17 protein-coding genes are annotated in these 18,671 nt (G+C 46.6%); 14 read left to right on the top strand and 3 right to left on the bottom strand.

Annotated elements, in window-relative coordinates:
- The first annotated feature begins 19 nt into the window (after positions 1–19).
- From Psch_RS11410 to Psch_RS11390, 5 genes are all read left to right on the top strand, one after another.
- On the top strand, positions 20–796 hold the full coding sequence (locus Psch_RS11410; protein WP_190240382.1) for a glucose-1-phosphate cytidylyltransferase: 777 nt from the start codon (positions 20–22) through the stop codon (positions 794–796).
- 68 nt (positions 797–864) lie between these two features.
- Positions 865–2,463: a lipopolysaccharide biosynthesis protein RfbH gene (gene rfbH, locus Psch_RS11405; protein ID WP_190240381.1), complete on the top strand. Its 1,599-nt coding sequence runs from the start codon at positions 865–867 to the stop codon at positions 2,461–2,463.
- A gap of 117 nt (positions 2,464–2,580) precedes the next feature.
- Complete coding sequence (locus tag Psch_RS21405) at positions 2,581–3,120, top strand: CatB-related O-acetyltransferase (protein ID WP_190240380.1); 540 nt, start codon at positions 2,581–2,583, stop codon at positions 3,118–3,120.
- Between the two features lie 603 nt (positions 3,121–3,723).
- A complete protein-coding gene (locus Psch_RS11395; RefSeq protein WP_190240379.1) occupies positions 3,724–5,049 on the top strand; it encodes a protoporphyrinogen/coproporphyrinogen oxidase in 1,326 nt (441 codons plus the stop codon).
- Positions 5,050–5,106: 57 nt separating this feature from the next.
- On the top strand, positions 5,107–5,727 hold the full coding sequence (locus Psch_RS11390) for a hypothetical protein (protein WP_190240378.1): 621 nt from the start codon (positions 5,107–5,109) through the stop codon (positions 5,725–5,727).
- Positions 5,728–6,186: 459 nt separating this feature from the next.
- Here the strand turns inward: Psch_RS11390 and Psch_RS11385 are convergent, their stop codons facing one another.
- On the bottom strand, positions 6,187–6,789 hold the full coding sequence (locus tag Psch_RS11385; protein WP_190240377.1) for a hypothetical protein: 603 nt from the start codon (positions 6,787–6,789) through the stop codon (positions 6,187–6,189).
- A gap of 286 nt (positions 6,790–7,075) precedes the next feature.
- On the opposite strand from Psch_RS11385, the gene Psch_RS11380 reads away from it, so the two are divergent.
- A complete protein-coding gene (locus tag Psch_RS11380; protein ID WP_190240376.1) occupies positions 7,076–8,008 on the top strand; it encodes an NAD-dependent epimerase/dehydratase family protein in 933 nt (310 codons plus the stop codon).
- Positions 8,009–8,025: 17 nt separating this feature from the next.
- On the top strand, positions 8,026–9,807 hold the full coding sequence (locus Psch_RS11375) for a thiamine pyrophosphate-binding protein (RefSeq protein WP_190240375.1): 1,782 nt from the start codon (positions 8,026–8,028) through the stop codon (positions 9,805–9,807).
- Positions 9,808–9,872: 65 nt separating this feature from the next.
- Here the strand turns inward: Psch_RS11375 and Psch_RS11370 are convergent, their stop codons facing one another.
- Positions 9,873–11,087, bottom strand: a complete 1,215-nt coding sequence (locus Psch_RS11370) for a cofactor-independent phosphoglycerate mutase (RefSeq protein ID WP_190240374.1) — start codon at positions 11,085–11,087, stop codon at positions 9,873–9,875.
- Between the two features lie 103 nt (positions 11,088–11,190).
- Between Psch_RS11370 and Psch_RS11365 the strand changes: the two genes are divergently transcribed.
- The 6 genes from Psch_RS11365 (at position 11,191) to Psch_RS11340 (ending at position 14,877) form a co-directional block, all read left to right on the top strand.
- Complete coding sequence (locus Psch_RS11365) at positions 11,191–12,564, top strand: TolB family protein (RefSeq protein ID WP_190240373.1); 1,374 nt, start codon at positions 11,191–11,193, stop codon at positions 12,562–12,564.
- A 236-nt stretch (positions 12,565–12,800) separates the two neighbouring features.
- Positions 12,801–12,941 (top strand): helix-turn-helix domain-containing protein, encoded by a 141-nt coding sequence (locus Psch_RS11360; protein ID WP_243124064.1) that lies wholly within the window; start codon positions 12,801–12,803, stop codon positions 12,939–12,941.
- A gap of 41 nt (positions 12,942–12,982) precedes the next feature.
- The gene (locus tag Psch_RS11355) at positions 12,983–13,519 is read left to right on the top strand and encodes a LuxR C-terminal-related transcriptional regulator (protein WP_345789090.1); all 537 of its coding nucleotides are present in this window, start codon (positions 12,983–12,985) and stop codon (positions 13,517–13,519) included.
- Positions 13,520–13,604: 85 nt separating this feature from the next.
- The gene (locus Psch_RS11350; protein WP_134217082.1) at positions 13,605–13,877 is read left to right on the top strand and encodes a type II toxin-antitoxin system Phd/YefM family antitoxin; all 273 of its coding nucleotides are present in this window, start codon (positions 13,605–13,607) and stop codon (positions 13,875–13,877) included.
- A complete protein-coding gene (locus Psch_RS11345) occupies positions 13,861–14,187 on the top strand; it encodes a type II toxin-antitoxin system RelE/ParE family toxin (RefSeq protein ID WP_190240371.1) in 327 nt (108 codons plus the stop codon). The genes Psch_RS11350 and Psch_RS11345 overlap by 17 nt, the downstream gene beginning before the upstream one ends.
- Before the next feature lie 72 nt (positions 14,188–14,259).
- On the top strand, positions 14,260–14,877 hold the full coding sequence (locus tag Psch_RS11340; protein WP_282432458.1) for a nucleotidyltransferase family protein: 618 nt from the start codon (positions 14,260–14,262) through the stop codon (positions 14,875–14,877).
- 35 nt (positions 14,878–14,912) lie between these two features.
- On the opposite strand, the gene Psch_RS11335 is transcribed toward Psch_RS11340, so the two are convergent.
- Positions 14,913–15,539, bottom strand: a complete 627-nt coding sequence (locus Psch_RS11335; protein WP_243124063.1) for a DUF1847 domain-containing protein — start codon at positions 15,537–15,539, stop codon at positions 14,913–14,915.
- A gap of 322 nt (positions 15,540–15,861) precedes the next feature.
- Between Psch_RS11335 and adhE the strand changes: the two genes are divergently transcribed.
- Positions 15,862–18,549: a bifunctional acetaldehyde-CoA/alcohol dehydrogenase gene (adhE, locus tag Psch_RS11330; RefSeq protein WP_243124062.1), complete on the top strand. Its 2,688-nt coding sequence runs from the start codon at positions 15,862–15,864 to the stop codon at positions 18,547–18,549.
- Positions 18,550–18,671: the final 122 nt, after the last annotated feature.

The following is an 18,671-nucleotide window of genomic DNA, read 5'->3' as shown; positions in this document are numbered from 1 at the left end:
ATCAGAAAGGGGCAGCCCTGTGAAACCTAAAGTAGTTATTCTTTGCGGCGGAAAAGGTACACGTTTAAGAGAAAAAACAGAAAATAAACCCAAACCGCTGTTATCAATTGGTAATTACCCAATTCTGTGGCATATTATGAAACATTATTCACACTATGGCTTTAATGATTTTATTCTGTGTCTTGGTTATAAAGGAGAGCTTATTAAAGAGTATTTTATAAAATATAAAAACCGTCTTTGTGATGTCCAATTAAATTTAAAAGACGGTATAGAAACCATAATACAAGACGGAAATCCGGCAGAGAATTGGAACATCATTTTTGCCAACACCGGCTTGGAAACCAATACCGGTGGTCGTATTAAAAAGATTGAAAAATATATAAATGAGGAATATTTCTTTTTGACATATGGAGACGGACTTTCAAACGTCAGCATTGAAAAACTGGAAGGATATTTTAAACAGAAGGGTAAGATCGGGGTTATAACAGGAATCAGACCACAATCCAGGTTCGGGCAAATTACCATCGAACCTGATTGTATCGTAACCGGGTTTAAAGAAAAGCCTTTGCTGAATGACTATGCCAATGGTGGCTTTTGTGTATTCCATAGAAAAATATTTGACTACATGGATGATAATTGTGTTCTCGAGCAGGAAGTTTTTGAACAATTGGTCAATGAAAGAGAGCTCGCAATATATAAACATGAAGGCTTCTGGAAATGTATGGATACCTACAAGGATTACAAAGAGTTGAATGAAATCTGGGATCACGGTAATCCCCAGTGGAAGGTTTATTAGTTAGAAGTTCATTCATAATGAAACATTAAAAGTGACTGATATTTAATATTGTTATTAGGAGGAGTGAAATGTCATTCAAAGCAGGTGACATTTTAAAAATTGAGGGTGGCTTTGTCCTGGTGGCCACATCAGAGGCTGTGGGGTACTGTGTTTGGCCAATGATAAAGCCTGCGGCTAAGGAATGGAGACACACCTCTTCAAGGAATGTCTCCGATAATGGAGACCCTTTTATCCTGGAGGCAGGGGACCTCGTTCTTAAAAAAAGTTGGGAAATACCTTTGGGTATAAATTTAAATTGCCGGCTAATAATCGAGGAGGAGGATATCAAGGGCAAGGTGGGTGAAATTAACTGGCAGTGCCTGGAGAAGCTCTGGAGAAGCGATTTTTCCCGGCGGGCTGAGCAGTATTATAATTTATTTCATACACCGCAGCCCTTTGAGCGAGGAAAAACCCCGGTAGCCTGTTCCGGTAAAGTATACGATGAAAAGGAAATAATCAATTTAATTGACGCATCACTGGATTTTTGGCTTACCACCGGTAGATATGCGTCAATCTTTGAAGAAAAATTGGCGAACTTCCTTGGTGTCCACCACTGCCTGCTGACCAATTCCGGTTCTTCGGCAAACCTGTTGGCGGTTTCCACCCTTACTTCACCAAAGCTGGGAGACAGGCAGCTCAAGTCCGGCGACGAAGTGATAACCGTTGCGGCCGGTTTTCCAACCACCGTCACCCCCATCGTTCAAAACAGCCTGGTACCTGTTTTTGTAGATGTTGACCTGGAGACGTATAATGTGGATGCTGAACAACTGGAGGCAGCCGTCAGCTCTAAAACCAGGGCCATCATCCTGGCCCATACCTTGGGCAACCCTTTCAACCTGGATGCCGTGACGGAAATAGCCCGGAAACACCATCTCTGGCTCATTGAGGATAACTGCGACGCCCTTGGTTCAACTTACAAAGGCAGGTATACCGGCACCTTCGGGGATTTGTCCACCCTCAGCTTCTACCCCGCCCATCACATTACCACGGGTGAGGGGGGAGCGGTGCTAACCAGCACCCCGCAGTTAAAGCGTGTTGTCGAGTCTTTCCGGGACTGGGGGAGGGACTGCTGGTGCCCGCCGGGCAAGGATAACACCTGTGGCCGGAGGTTTGCGTGCCAACTGGGGGAGCTTCCCAGCGGTTACGACCATAAATATACCTATTCCCACTTCGGGTACAACTTGAAAATAACTGATATGCAGGCAGCTGTCGGAGTGGCGCAACTGGCTAAATTAGCTGATTTTGCCGGCATACGCAGGAAAAACTTTCAACAGCTGTATACTGGCTTACAAAATTATGAAGATGTCTTGATCCTTCCAAAAGCCACGGAAAATACTGATCCGTGCTGGTTTGGCTTTCCTTTGACCGTCCGCGCCGGAGCCCCTTTTACCCGGCAGCAGCTGGTACAGCACCTGGAAAATAACCATATTCGCACCAGATTGCTTTTTGCCGGCAATATTTTAAAACAGCCCGCCTTTCAGGGTGTCCATTACAGGATGGCGGGGGAACTGAAAAACACCGACCTGATCATGGAACGGACATTTTGGATTGGTGTATATCCCGGGCTGGGCCAAAAAGAGATTAATTATGTTCTGGATACTTTTGACCGGTTTATACGGATGAAATAGGCATGTTGTTCAATTATGAGGGGATGCCAGTGAGTATTAACAAGTAGTAGGCTAGTACAGAGTTACGCATTTACCAAATATGGAATATATTGGTGTATATGGAAATGAGGTGGGGAAATGACAATTGCCATAGGGGAGCATTCGAAAGCATTTCCTGATCAGTTATTGATCTTTGGTCCTCATGATACTATTCAGATGGGGAAGTTTTCCGGACTGTCAGTAGGGGCCAAAGTATTGGGGGGTGGTGAACATTATCTTAACAATGTAGCAAATTTTTCTTTAAAATCATTTCATTTGCAAGAAATTAATGAAGTTGAAAGTGACATATATACAAAAGGCCCGACCATTATTGGTAACGATGTTATAATAGGAGTCAATGCCTTGGTACTATCAGGTGTAAAAATTGGAGACGGCGCCGTTGTCGGAGCCGGATCGGTAGTTACCAAGGATGTGCCTCCTTATGCCATCGTTGCTGGAATTCCAGCCAGGATAATAAGGTACAGGTTTTCGGAGAAACAAATAAAAGCATTGCTTAGAATAAGATGGTGGGACTGGAGTATCGATGAAATTAAGGAATTTAAAGAGTACTTCTATGCAGGTGTTGATACGTTTATTTCTAAGGCCTTTGAAAAAATGAAAAATGAGGGAAGATTATAAAGATGTACCGGTACTTGCGGCAATATATTTGCCGTATTTTTTATTCTGTAAAATATTTCTTTCTGATATTTATTTAGACTCACGGTCAACTCCATTTGCTTTGCTTCCGGCTTCATGGGCGCCTCGTTAACGTTGGGAGGTGCAATTTTTATTAAAAAAAGTTGTTAATATATGGCAAATATACCAAATTCCTCATACTATACAATTAAATATACAAAAGGAGGTTTGCAAAATGACACCATCATTAGTTCTCCCACCGGCCATTGTAACTGGACTTCCGATTAGTCCAATTATTTTCCCTATCCTTTGGTTTTTTCTTGAAACATTCCCTATCCTTCGAGTACGGATAGGCACCCCGGTCGTATTTCCTTTCCTTTGGCTTGCTGTTGTTTAGTTTAGGTTTATGTTTATGGGATATCCAGCCTGCTTTTTGTAAGCAAAAGACAACCCAGGGGTTTTAGCTCCTGGGTTGTCTTTTGAAAAGATTAGCATTAATGGTAGCAAAAACTTGCATCGTTAACATAGTATATAAAAGAAACTCATTAATTAACAGATTTCAGGGGGATCAAACTAATTTATTAACATTAAAAAAGGAGCAGTTTAATGAGTTCCAGTGGTTCGTACCCAATAGTAACGTTAGGAGCGGGTCCCGCAGGGTTAAGCTTTTCCAGTCACTTTAACCACAACACGGATATCTATGAAAAAGGAACGTCATGGGGCGGGCGTTGCCGTTCCCATCTGATTGATGGATTTATTTTTGATGAGGGGCCGCATTCGTCTTTTACGAAAGATGCTTATATACAGAAACTTTTTGCAGGAAGTATAGAAGGAAGGTTCAATGAAATTTTCCCCAGGATTTTAAACAGGTACGGCTCTAACTGGATCCGTCATCCGGTTCAGACCAATTTAAAGGGCCTGCCTGTGGACCTTGTGGTCGATTGCATTATGGATTTTGTAAAGGCGGAGCAGGACGGGTCAGGCTCTGCGGATAATTACGGCCGTTGGCTGATAGACGGATTTGGGGAGAAGTTTGCCAGGACCTTTCCATACGTCTATACCCGTAAATACTGGACGGTGGAACCTGAACAAATGACGACGGAATGGATTGAACAGAGAATTTACCGTCCGGACCTTGCGGAAGTACTCAGAGGGGCGCTGTCCGACGAATTTTACAATATTCACTATATTTCAAGCGTCCGTTATCCCGAAACTGGAGGCTTTCAGTCATTTTTAAAAGGTTTACAGAAAGGGGCCAAAGTACATTACGGTTTCGAAATGGCTGAAATTGATGTCAAAAAGAAGAAAATAATCTTCAAAAATGGCTTTGAACGTTACTACGAGGTACTGGTCTCGTCGGTACCACTACCCACACTGGTGCAGTGTATCAGGGATTGCCCGGCGGAAATGAGGGAAGCGGCCAACCGGCTGGCCTGCACGTCGATTGTCCTGGTCAACCTGGGTGTAAAGAGGAATAACCTGGCCAACAGTCACTGGTTTTATATTTATAACGAGGAAATTCTCCCCTGCCGGGTGCATTTTCCCAGTGAGTATTCCGCTAATAATTCCCCTCCCGGAACCGGCAGCATCCAGGCGGAAGTCTATTATTCAAGGCACAAGCCGCTGGGTATGTCTCTGGAGAGTGTCCTTGAGAAAACAATCCAAAACATGATTACAATCGGCGTTATTGATAAAGACGACAAGATTACCTTAGCCGTGTGCCAGGACATAAAACACGCTCAAGTGCTCTACCATAAGCAACACAACGAAAGCCGGCGTGCAGTACTGGATTATTTAGAAAAAAATAATATTTACTGCATCGGGCGGTACGGCGAGTGGGCCTATCTCTGGAGTGACCAGGCCATTCTAAGCGGAAAACGACTGGCGGAGCGACTGGTGAATAGTGGTTACAGTATTTGTCATTTCTTGTAACATCATAGATACCATAGGAATAATCTGTTAATGTAATTAATAATACGGGGTGATTCTATGGCCAAACAGCTTCTATTAAACAGGGGATTTGAAAACGGGCTTGCAAACTATTACACCGAGGGTAAGGTTTCAGATTTTGGCGATATCGCCAACAGTGGTATAAAATCGGCATTACTACTCTCCTCTCCCACCTCGGCGGCGGAAATATCACAGGTGATCTTCTATATAGTCCCGGGTGCTCCGGTCAGGTTTTCTTTTTTTGTCAGGAAAATTAACTTTAGGTTTGCAGGAAACGTGTCAAATATCAGGGCCGAAGTAAATTTTCTAAATTTATTGGGTACAACCATCGCTTCTGGTATCGTTATTAACATTCGCGGCAGGGACCTTGGGCAGAATGCATGGTATCGCTATGAAGAGTACGGCGAAATTCCCCTTGATGCAGTAGCAGCCCGTGTGTTAATTCGCCTTAAGCCCTCAGCATTCGGAACCAGCGGCATCCTGGTTGATGATCTGGCACTGGTTTCCGATGTGTTTATCCCCGTACTGGAGCCACCCTTAGTCCTTACACCACCGGTACAGCAGGAGGCCCCGGTGTCGTTTATACCGCCGGAAAACGTAAAACCGGCTTATGAAGGCATACCGTGCCACGAAAACCGGTATATTACTTTTAAATGTTAGGGGTCAAGCTGTCGACAAAGCCCTTTTTTAGAAAAAACGCCTCTTATAATTCCTTTAAATTCAAAGGTTACAAAAGCACAATTTTGAAATTATAGGTTTGTCTTCAATCTGTCCCCCATTTAAGGGGTGCTTTTTTTACCTTTATGTTTCCCTCGAAAGGTAAATGGCTGCATACTCGTTCATCTGATAGGATTAGAAGATAAATACGTTATTAAGGGAGAATGGAAGAACTCTGATAGCTGACTACGTCCAGTTTTATAATTAAGATCGAATTTATTTAAAACAGAGCTGGCACCGTACGAAAAACGGTGTCAGCTCGTGTTATCTCTTAGAGTTCTACGATAGGGCTTTTTAATTGTGTCCAATTAACAGTGTTTAATTCACGGTGGAGAGGGGGTTCTTTCGTTGTTTGATAAAGAGTTTAGTATCGTATTAAATGTATTCTTTCTAATTCGGGTTTCACTGCTGGATTGAGAATGCAGGGCCTACGGCGTCACTGTTGTTCACGGAAGCGTCCGTAAAAATTCCAGGGATTTCATGGTAAATCGGGGATGCCGAGGGTGGTGGAGGCGGTGGTACAGGCGCTCCTACTTCGACAACAAGCGCCAGGTCGTCAACCAGCAAGCTACTGGTCCCGCTGGTAGGCGGTTCCAGACGAATAACCGCCAGCGCAGCCAAAGTACCAAAAGGCGCTTCAGCGTACCCCTCATAATAGTTCCAAGCATTTTCACTAATGTCACAACCCCTGATTGCCATTACTATACCGGGTGGTATAACCACGCCAAACGCGTTAACAAAATTAACTTCGGCCCTGATATTCGATATATTTGTTGCATTTTCGCCAACGAATCTTTTGGCAAAGAATGATAACCTGACCTGAGCGCCAGGCAGGATCAAGAATACTACTTGTGCTATTTCAGCGGTTGATAGTGGAGTAGACAGAAGTTGCGCTGATTTCATGCCGCTATAGGCAATATCAGTGTTAATTGTGACTTTGCCCTGGGTGACATAGCTGGCAAGTTCATTTTCAAATCCTCTATTTTGCAGAATCTGACGGGACATTAAACCACCTCTTTTTTTTATTACATTACTAACTTATTCCAAAGAATAGTTTTATGGTACCATTAAATACAAATTATGGATATCAATAATAATTTTGTAATTCTTCTAGTGCACTTTGTAACATGTTGCTTCTATGTGGCATATAATGGAATAAATATGTGCAGTGGGGTGTGACAATGGCAATAACCTGGCAAGCAAAATCATTTTGAAAATGGGAAAAGCGGGAAGGTTATAAGAGCTTTCATTAGCTTCAATATGAAACATTTTGTGGATGTGTTAAATAGTAATGAAAGTATTAGTTACAGGCGCGACTGGTTTTGTCGGTTCCTGTCTTACACGCCGGTTAGTTGATTTGGAGTATGATGTACATATCTTTACTCGTCGTAATTCAAATAAGTGGCGTATCAAAGACTTATTAGGACGTGTGGCCGAATATGAAGTAGATTTGCGGGATGCCGGCAATGTTGCAAAGGAAGTTTTAAAAATAGCCCCGGCAATAATATGCCACCTGGCAACCTATGGTGGGTTTGCCTTTCAAAAAACCCCATCGGTCATTATAGAATCTAATCTAATTGGGACCATTAATCTATTAAGAGCCTGCGAAAAAACAGGATTTGATTGTTTTATCAATACTGGTAGTTCCTCAGAATATGGAATTAAGACGGCGCCTATGAGTGAGTGTGACATTCTGGAACCGGTAGGAGATTATGGCGTTTCAAAGGCAGCGGCAACTCTCTTTTGCCGCTCTGAGGCTATTGTGAAGAAGCTGCCTATTGTAACACTACGCCTTTTTTCACCTTATGGTCCATGGGATGACCCTAAAAGACTGATACCCTATGTTATAAAATCACTCCTAAGAGGGGAGCCGCCGGTACTTTCGGTCCCGGAATTCTGCCGGGATTTTGTTTATATTGATGATGTATTAGATGGCTATTTGAAAGTAATGAAGACTCCTTTAACCGGGGGGGAAATCTTCAATATTGGGTCAGGGAAGCAACATTCTATTGGAGAAGTTGTTTCCCTGATTACAAACATGCTTGGAAACGGATTGGAGCCAAGGTGGGGTATGGTAAACAGCCATAGGCCTGAGCCGGGTTCCTGGGTAGCCGACATTGGAAAAATCAAGACAAAACTCGGGTGGCTTTCAAATACATCGCTATGGGAGGGGCTTAAAAAAACAACTGCATGGATTAGAGAAAACCTGGAACTCTATCCATAAGAAGGAGCCGTATTTTTATGAAGCTTTCGGATTATGTTATTGACTTCATAGCTAAAGAAGGTGTGGCTCATGTCTTTGAGTTAATTGGCGGGGCTGTAACGCATCTTCTTGATTCTATTTATTATAGGGATGATATCCAATGTGTATCGGTACATCATGAACAAGCAGCGGCTTTTGCGGCTGAGGCCTACGCCCGTATTAATGGAAACCTTGGCGTAGCAATAGCCACCAGCGGTCCTGGGGCGCTAAATCTGGTTACCGGAATTGGAAGCTGTTATTTTGACTCAATCCCCTGCTTATTTATTACCGGCCAGGTAAATACGTACGAATATAAATTTGATCGACCCATACGTCAAATGGGGTTCCAAGAAACGGATATCGTGAGTGTTGTAAAACATCTTACCAAGTATGCGGTATTAGTGACTGCCCCGGAAGAAATCAGGTATCATTTAGAGAAAGCCATATATCTTGCCAGGAGTGGTAGACCTGGTCCCGTGCTTCTTGATCTCCCCATGAACGTACAGCGTGCTCAAATTGAACCAGAAAAATTAAAAGGCTTCTATGACAGTGAAGAGTTTAGTAAAATACCCAAAGCAGATTTATGCAATAGTGACGCGGCTGCAGATGAGGTAATAAGTCTTATAAAGAAGGCAAAAAGGCCATTATTACTTGTAGGCGGAGGAGTCCGGACAGCCGGGGCAGTTAACGAACTTGGTTTACTGGTGGAAATAACCGGAATTCCAGTAGTAGCTTCATTAATGGGGCTAGACTCCATGCCCCATAATAATCCTGCCTTTTTCGGCATGGTAGGATCTTATGGAAATCGTTACAGCAACCTCATCCTGGCCAATTGCGATTTTCTGTTAATACTGGGCTCCAGGTTAGATACCCGCCAGACAGGTACAAGGCCTGACACATTTGCCCGTGCCGCAAAAAAGGCCCATGTTGACATTGATCCAGTGGAACTGAATGAAAAGGTGAAGGTTGACCTAGCTGTAAGCTGTGATGTCAGGGATTTTCTGTGTAGGATTAACACTAAACTGGAAGGCTCCGTAAAGGCTGATTTATCACCCTGGTCTAAAATTATTGAGGGCTACAGGGAAAAATACTCCACCATTCGCCAGCCGGTTCAGTCCGGAAACTTAGAGCCCAACACTTTTATGGAATTGCTATCTTCATTATGCGATGAAGGAGATATAATCTGCCTTGATGTAGGGCAGCATCAGATGTGGGCTGCGCAGTCTTTCCGAATCAAAAAACAGCAGAGGATGCTGATTTCAGGTGGTATGGGCGCCATGGGCTATGCGCTTCCGGCAGCGATAGGGGCATCAAAGGCGGCGCCTGGTAAGAGGGTAATTGTTATCGCAGGAGATGGTGGTATTCAGGTTAATATCCAGGAACTTGATATCATTGCAAGCCATAACCTTCCCATTAAGATATTTTTAATGAACAACAAGTCTTTAGGGATGGTCAGACAGTTTCAGGATATGTATTTTGGTGGCCGGCAGCAATCTACTGTTAAAGGTTATAGTTGTCCTGACTTGGGAGAGGTGGCAACAGCCTACGGGATTCCATCCTATATTAATATTTCTCCAATATATTCACGGAATATTATTGAAACAGTTTTAAAAACAAATGGACCATCATTCGTAGATGTGAAATTAGAACAAACTACTTGTGTAAACCCTAAACTTGTTGTAAATAGACCTATTGAGGATATGTCTCCTCATCTTTCCAGGCAAGAATTGAAGGAGGTCATGCTGATAGATTTAATAGATGTGATGGAAGTACCGAATTAAAAGTTAAGCTGTGAATGAAGCCCTACCCGATTATCTGGTTGAGGCAGGATCAGAGAAAACACCCGTCAAAAGCCTCCTGTTTTACCCAGCACAAAATAGTCCATCAGCTCATGGCCGGCTTTTATGACCAACCCCTTTGAGGCGGTTAGTTCGTCGTAAGTGCGGTTTGTTTTTTTATTCTGGCCTTTAGAGTAAATGGCGAAGGGTACCGGGCTGCTTGCATGAGTCATAGTCGCCAGCGGGGTGGGGTGATCGGGCAGGACCATAATCTTATAGCTATCGTAAATGTCAAGCTCGTGCAGCAAACGGCCGAGCATCCGGTCAACCATTTCAATGGCCTTAATCTTGGTGTCGAGCTCTCCCCGGTGCGATGCGGCGTCCGGCGCCTCCACATGCAAGTAGACTAAATCACGGCCTTTGCCAAGCTCATCAAGAGCAGCCTGGACCTTGCCGTCGGCATTGGTGTTGACGGTACCGGTGACTCCCTCCACTTCAACCACATTGAAGCCGGCGCAGATGCCGATGCCTTTGATCAAATCCACCGCCGAGATAATCGAGCCGTTCAGCCGGTAACGGTCATAGAATTTTGGCATCCGTGGTCTCTTGCCCATGCCCCAGAACCAGATGGCATTGGCAGGCCGCAAGCCCTTTCCGGTTCTGGCCGCGTTGACCTGGTGTCCGGGCAAAAAGCCGGCGCTTTCCCTCATCAGGTTCAAGAGTATTTCCCCGATCTGACCTTTTGGCAGATAAGGTCCGATCACTCTTCCCGAAATATCATGGGGAGGTGTGAGTTCACCGTCTGGCGGCCCGCCTTTCCAGACAAGCAGGTGTCTGAAGCCAAAGCCGGGGTAAAATTTTAATTGTGCGCTTTCCAGGCGGGCTTTTACTTCCTCAATAATTTTTCCCGACTCCGCGGTGGTGATTTCATCAGCGCTGTAGTCCACCATGGTCTTATCTTCATAACGTTCCTCATCGGAAAGGGTAACCAGGTTGCAGCGAAAAGCCACATCGTCGCTGTCCAGCTCGACGCCCATGCTGACCGCCTCCAACGGTGAGCGGCCTGTGTAGTAAAGGCGCGGGTCGTAGCCCATAACTGAAAGGTTGGCTACGTCGCTGCCTGGTGGAAAGCCTGCGGGTACTGTTCCAGCAACACCTATTTCACCGTATGACGCGACAAAATCCATGTTGGGGGTGGAGGCAAATTGAAGCGGAGTTTTGCCGCCAAGGCCGGCCAACTGTTCGTCAGCCATACCGTCTCCGAGCAATATGATGTATTTCATGTTACACCTCTAATATTTTAATCCTGTTAAGTATTCTCCCGCTAAAAAGTGAATCCTGCAATTATTTTGATAAAAACAAGGGCACGCAGTAATTTTGGAGGGTATGAACCTGAAAATGCCGGCAACCGTCCAATTAAAAGGATTGAACATTAACCGGTTGAAAAAGGGGAGGATTGGATTGAGTAGAGATCGCATGCCGCCTGCCAAAATACTGTTGGTTGTTCCTGTCCTAATGGTTATTGCCGTTCTAACCTTGTACGGTACGGCAGTTAATGACAAGGGAGAAGAAAGCGCCGGCATCCTTAACGTCTACTGTGAATCCGAGTCTAACCCTGTCAATAGGACTATCGGCTTTGGTGACCTGGTATTTACGGGCTATAACAACGATCTGCGTTTGACCAACGACGGAAAAAAAGCTGTATTCAGCGCGTATAATTACCCGCCTGGCATTGAGGCGGGGGTGGAGAGCAGTCTTTTGCTGCTGGATTTGGTGACAGAAAAAATAACAACGCTGGATCGGGGGAATACCATTCGCGCTCTGGGTTGGGATCCGGCCGGAGAAAATGTCCTATACGTAAAAGACAGCAACCTGACCCGGTTTTCCTTGCAGGAGGGCGCCGTCAATACTCTTGCGGAGGAAACCTATTACGGCTCCTACAGCCCTGATGGCTCGATGATTGCCTATACGCGGGGGAAGAGCGGCTTATGGGTCTGTGACAGGAATGGTGATAATCAAAAAAGGCTAACCCAAGCAACCGAGGACTGGTATCCGGTCTGGTATCCTGACGGCCAACACCTGTTTTATTTTAACGATCTGGGTCAGGAGCTCGGTGACGGGGCGGGACGCCTGCAGGGCATGGCTAAAATTTCGGTAGAGGACGGAAGCATTGAGCCGTTATTCCCGGAGAAAACAGGCAAGTTTCGTTCCGCGGGGTGGATTGTCCCCGGTGAATCTCTACACGTGGTCAGCGGCTGGGACGACGTGTATTACCATCACATCATGGATTTGAACGGCAGAAAAATCACTGACCTCGGCGAGAATAATAATGAGTATGCTCAGGGTGGCTATGTTACTGCAGTTTCTGGCGGGGGCAGGCTTTTCAAGGTTGCCAAAGGAGGACTAATCGAAATATATGACGGTACGGGGGCATTGCAAAAGTCTTTTGATCTGGGTCAGGCCGGTCAGGTATACACCAGCGCTTCCTATGCTTCTGACGGCCGTATTCTAACAATGCATTATCTGCCAAGCCCCGGTGAGGCACAGGTTGAGAAAGTAATAGAAATCCTGGATCCATCAACAGGAAACAGCACTGCAGTGTCACAGGGAAGGGATAATTACGAGGCCTGTTTCTGGGGTATAGGAGGGCATGAGGTTTGGGTACTGGAAAAAAATGTGCTGGATTCCCATTATGTGCTGACCGGCTTCAGCTTGGTTCCTATTGGTGATGCTGAGCTATTCAAACCGTTGCCCATGTAGTTATCATTAGCCAGTGTCAAGTCTTACATAAAAAATTCTAATTTTTTGCTTTTGTTATTTTAGACTTCGAGTGTACCGGAGCACCTGGAGAATTTTTCATTAGTTGAATCACCCGTATTATAACATGCTATAGCACATGCTATAATACATTGTGGAGGTGTGTTTATAAGCTTTCGTGAACTTGTCAAAACTCTCCTGGCCGGCTGGGGATAACACAGGAACAGCTTGCCCGTGATTTGAATATCAGTTTTTCTACAATCAACAGATGGGAGAACGGCCGCACCATCCCCAGTAAGCTGGCAAAAATGAGGCTTATGGAATACTGCCTGCAAAGGAATGTCAGCGAAGTGATTCTTGCCGATTTGATGAAACAATAGCGCAAATAATCACCGGAGGGGGGAGCTGACATGCATTTTCAATATGTCCCTTTTATCTGGCCTTTGATATCATCAAAAAGGAAATGCCGGAAGTAAAAATAGTGATGCTTACCTCCTTCGACGATGACGAAAACCTGTTTGAGGCCGTCAAAAGAGGGGCGTCCGGCTACCTGCTGAAGAACCTCAATGCGGAGGAGCTTATCGCCCTGCTGCACACCCTGGAACAGGGTGAAGCCCCTTTGTCTCCCGGACTGGCCGCCCGGCTGCTGGAGGAATTCGCCCGCCAGGCGGCTGAAAAAGAGCCGGAGGTGCAAACCGGCCCGGAGCAAGCCGCCGGCCCGGAGAAGGCCACAGGCCCGGAAGCGGACACCGGCCGGTTGACCCCGCGGCAGGCTGAAGTGCTTGGCCTGGTGGCCAAAGGCCTGAGCTACAAGGAAGTGGGAGCCACCCTTGGCTTAAGCGAGCGCACCGTCAAGTATCATATGGAAAGAATCATCGAGCTGCTTCACCTGGAGAACCGTGCCCAGGCTATCGCCTACGTTGGTAGAGAAAGCTCCAATTCTGCGGGCAATAAATAGAATTAAGGTAGACACCATCTTGTGTTATGTTATAGAAATGATAGAATATAGTTATAATAATGTTATTTGAAAGGATGTCTGCAAGATGAATATTAAGCCATCAACAACCATCCGACAGGACTATAATGGCTTTTCAAAATACTGTCATGAGCTTGACGAGCCGGTTGTGCTTACACGTAATGGGGAAGCAGACTTGGTTGTTATGAGTCATGATGCGTTCCGGCGTATGGAGGCCCGCATTAAATTGCAGTCCAAGTTACTGATTGCGGAAAAGCAGCTTGCTGAAGGTGAGCAATTGCTTGAACACGATGAAGTAACCGCAAGAATGCAGAGGAAGATTGATGCCGCAAAAGTATAAGATTAGATATACGCCGATAGCAGTTGACGATATGGATGAGATTTTCTCATACATATCGAGGGATAATATTATTGGCGCAGAAACTTTGCTGAAAAAAATAACTGAAGGAATAACCAGGCTTGCAGTTTTTCCCAATATGGGTTCGGTATTGTCGGAAGAAGAGTATACCCTTATTAATCGTGGATATCGGTTTATCGTTGTTCGGCCATATCTTGTTTTCTACAGAATAATAGATAATACCGTTATCATACATAGAATATTGCACGGTCGCAGAGATTATCTTCGCGAGTTATTTATTGTAGAGGAATGAACACGTAGTTGGACTGAGATTTGTTTGAATCGAATATATCGGTACCCTCAAAAGGTACAGTCATTTTAACAATTGAAAGACGGCTGCAAATATACCTATCAGCTTTCCCATGAGGATTTTTTTGTTTATATCATGATGCATCTCACAAAGCACTATACGACTGGTGGGACGGGCATCCGCTCCATTATGGATATATGGGTATACAAAACCCGCTATGGGAATGAAATGGATTGGGACTACATACAAGCAGAGCTGGAGAAAATCAAGCTCCGGGAGTTTGCAAAAAACATCCTCAGGCTCGCCGAGGTGTGGTTCGGCAATGCACAGAGCAATGCGTTTTATGATGAATTGGCGGACTTTATATTTTCCAGCGGGGTCTACGGCACAAATAAAAATGCGACAGTATCTGCTATGAACACGTACGCAGGCGAAAATAGACCTGTTTGGCCAGCGAAGTATAGATATTGTCTGAAGTTGTTTTTGCCTGGACTGGAGCATATGAAAATACAGTATCCGTTCCTGGGTAAACTGCCATTTTTGCTGCCGGTTTGCTGGGTGTTCCGGGGTGTTAAGTGTTTGCTGTTCAAGCGCAAGCATACTTTTCAAATGATAAATAATGTTCACTTGATTTCCGAGAAAGATGTAGCAAGAATACTAAATTTACATAAAAAAGCCGGAATTTTGAAATAAGGAGAAACCTAGTTATCTAATGAATGTTAAACTGTTTATTTGTCCACCTGCAGCTTGCCGCTGAAGTAATGGGAGGCGTAAATGGACGCCAGCGGGTTGTGGCCTGTAACCCGGTCTTTGGCCGCCAGGACTGTTATTGGCGCGTCGGAATGCTTGATAAACAGGGTATCGTGTCCGACACACAAGCCTAATAGGATATTCAAATCTGGTTTTTCAACATTTAAGAGCTTGGCCTGGGCGATGGGGTTGCACATGGCTTCGAACTGGCCGGGGCGGACCTTCTCTTCATCCCGTATGCCCAGCTCTTCCTTGGCTTTTGCCCCGGTTTTACACATGACAGACAGCACGGTGAAACCATTGTTCTCCAGTATCCTGGTAACCTCCAGGGCTTCCCGGCGGAGCCCTACGCAGAAAGCCAGGCCAAGCCTGGTAAAACCAGCCATATTTGAGAACTCCATGATTTCACGCAGTCTGGGCCATATCCCGTAGCCGGTTGCCTCGACTTTGGCCGCAAGGTAGGCCAGGCGCCCGTCTGTTCCCTGGTAGGCCTGCCCGGCCTCTTCGTATACTGCCCCATAGGACTGCATCGGGCAGTCCTGAGGCAAGTTCCCCGGCTTCCCCTCTCTACAGGTATACCTTCCACATTTTGCGCAGCTCAGCAAGACAAGGTCCCCCTTCCTTATAAAGAATATCTCGGGTTCCAGCTAAACCCATGCCCAAGAGTTGCAATACATAAAGCTATAGGTTCGCTTGCAAAAAGCACATATACGGGTTTGTGGACATGTTTCCTTTATTGTACAATGTCTTATCTTTTTTCACAATTGGTGAAAGCCCTCTAGGCGTTATACGGGCTTTCTTGTGCAGAATTAGCTTTACGGCTATTTTGCCGCCGGCGGCGGCTCTTGATCTTCCCGTTGCGGAATATTACTGCTCCTGGCGGAGATACTTCTTAATATATAGTTCTTTTAAAAGGAAGGGATGGGCATGACGGGGAGAAAAGGGGAAGACGATACTAAAGACAGGGAGATGATCGACGCCCTGATCGAAAAGGCGCAGGAAGCCTTGCGGCGGATGATGGAGTTGAGCCAGGAGGACGTGGACCGGATTGTGAAGGCCATGGCCCTGGCGGGTTTGGACCGGCATATGGAACTGGCCAAGCTGGCGCTGGAGGAGACCGGCCGGGGAGTATACGAGGACAAGATCACCAAGAACATCTTCGCGACGGAATACGTTTATCACGATATTAAAGCTCACCGGACTGTGGGCGTGATTCATGAGAATGAGGAAGAGGGCTATTATGAGATAGCCGAACCGGTAGGAGTGATTGCGGGCGTTACACCGGTAACCAACCCCACCTCTACCGTGCTGTTTAAGTCCCTGATTTCAATTAAAACCAGAAACCCGATTGTTTTCGGCTTTCATCCCGGGGCACAGAAAAGCAGCGTGGCTGCCGCGAAAACCGTGCTGGAGGCTGCAGTGGCCGCCGGGGCTCCGGTTGACTGCGTCAGCTGGATTGAACGCCCCTCGCTTAACGCCACCAGGATGCTGATGTCTCACCCGGGGGTGGCGTTGATCCTGGCCACGGGAGGAGCGGGAATGGTCCAGTCCGCTTACAGCAGCGGCAAGCCGGCCCTCGGAGTGGGGCCGGGCAACGTGCCCTGTTACATAGAAAAAACCGCCGACGTAAAAAGGGCCGTCACAGACCTGATCTTAAGTAAAACTTTTGACAACGGGATGATCTGCGCTTCTGAACAGGGGGTAATCGTCGACCGCGAGGTGGCGTCAGAGGTGAAAGGTCTCCTGGTTGAGAACGGCTGTTATTTTGTTTCTCCTGAGGAGGCGAAAAGCTTGGAAAGTTTGGCCACCTGTGGCGAAACCTGCTCGATGAGCCCGGAGGTGGTCGGCAAGAAGGCTGCGACAATTGCCGGAATGGCCGGTTTTAGCGTACCTGATGCAACTAAAATACTGGTTGTGCCGCTGGACGGGGTGGGGCCGGAGTACCCTCTGTCGCGGGAAAAGCTCAGCCCCATCCTGGCCTATTATATTGTAGATGGGGTCCGGCAGGGTATTGAACGCTGCCGGCAAATGGTGGAATTCGGCGGGATGGGCCATTCAGCCGTGATTCACTCGTCTGATGACGGTATCATTGAAGAATTTTCGAGCAGGATACCGGTGGGCAGGATTATTGTCAATTCACCTTCCTCGCATGGAGCCATAGGTGATATATACAATACCAACACACCCTCCCTGACACTGGGCTGTGGTTCCTACGGAAGAAACTCCACTACCGCCAACGTCAGCGCGGTTAACCTGATCAACATTAAAAGGGTGGCTCAAAGGCGGGTCAACATGCAGTGGTTTAAGGTGCCGGAGAGAATTTACTTTGAACGGGGCTCGGTTCAGTATCTCTCCAAAATGCCGGAAATCAGGCGGGCCTTTATCGTAACCGATCCGCCGCTGGTACAGCTCGGCTACCTCGACAAGATCAGGTACCACCTGGAAAAGAGAACAGAACGGCCCCAGGTGGAGGTGTTCAGCGAGGTTGAGCCCAACCCTTCGCTGGAACTGGTGCTGAAAGGCCGCGATATCATGAAGCGTTTCCAGCCCGACACGATCATTGCTCTGGGCGGGGGCTCCGCCATTGACGCGGCCAAGGGGATGTGGTTGTTTTATGAGCACCCGGAGGTTGAATTTGAATTTTTAAAGCTTAAGTTCCTCGACATACGCAAGCGGACCTATAAGTTCCCCAAATTAGGGCGTAAGGCCAGGCTGGTGGCGATACCTACGACCAGCGGCAGCGGCTCGGAAGTGACTGCCTTCGCCGTGATTACGGACCGGGGCAAAGATATCAAGTACCCCCTGACGGACTACGAATTAACGCCGGACGTGGCCATTGTCGACCCGGATTTCGTGGAATCGTTACCCAGCTCTCTGGCTGCCGACTCTGGTCTGGACGTTTTGTCTCACGCAATTGAGTCTTATGTGTCGGTGATGGCTTCAGAATTTAGCGATTCCCTGGCCTTAAAGGCCATCGACCTGGTTTTCCGCTACCTGCCGCGGTCCTGGCAGGAGGGCGAAAGTTTGGCCAGGGAAAACATGCACTATGCCTCAACCATAGCGGGCATGGCCTTTACCAACGCCTTTTTGGGCATCAACCACAGCCTGGCCCACAAGGTGGGGGGGGAATTTGATATCCCGCACGGCCGGGCGAATGCTATTTTGCTCCCGTATGTAATTGAGTACAATGCTGCGTTGCCCACGAAATTTGTTTCATTTCCGAAATACAGACACTTTGTTGCCACTGAAAAATACCGTCAGATAGCCGCCTACCTCGGCCTTCCCGCGGCAACTCCCGAAGAGGGTGTGCGCAGCCTGGTCAATGCGGTGCGGACCCTGAACAAAAGCCTGGGTGTCCCGGCGACATTCAGTGAACTGGGTGTTGACCGGCAGCAGTTTATGGCCAAGCTTCCACAGTTGGCCGAAAAAGCTTTCGAAGACCAGTGTACAACAAGCAATCCCCGCCTGCCTCTGATTGCCGAGCTTGAAGAGATTCTGCGCCAGTCCTATGACCCTGCGGTTTATAAGGAAAATGACGCCGTTTATGAAAACAGGCTGCAGTCGCCGGGCTTGTTATACGACCCGACGGAGCGCGAAAATAACCTGCTGCAGTAAGGCGCGTTGACTTTGCGCAGACCTATTGCATCCAAATATTTTAATTCTGCAGCCAGGAAGAAAATATCAAGGCAGGTTGCATCAGGCAGAATAAATAATATATGGACAAACATCGAAAACAA

This window comes from Pelotomaculum schinkii (genome assembly GCF_004369205.1).
Taxonomy (GTDB): domain Bacteria; phylum Bacillota; class Desulfotomaculia; order Desulfotomaculales; family Pelotomaculaceae; genus Pelotomaculum_C; species Pelotomaculum_C schinkii.
Note: the sequence above shows the minus strand (reverse complement) of the source record. Positions and strands in the feature narration are given on the sequence as shown.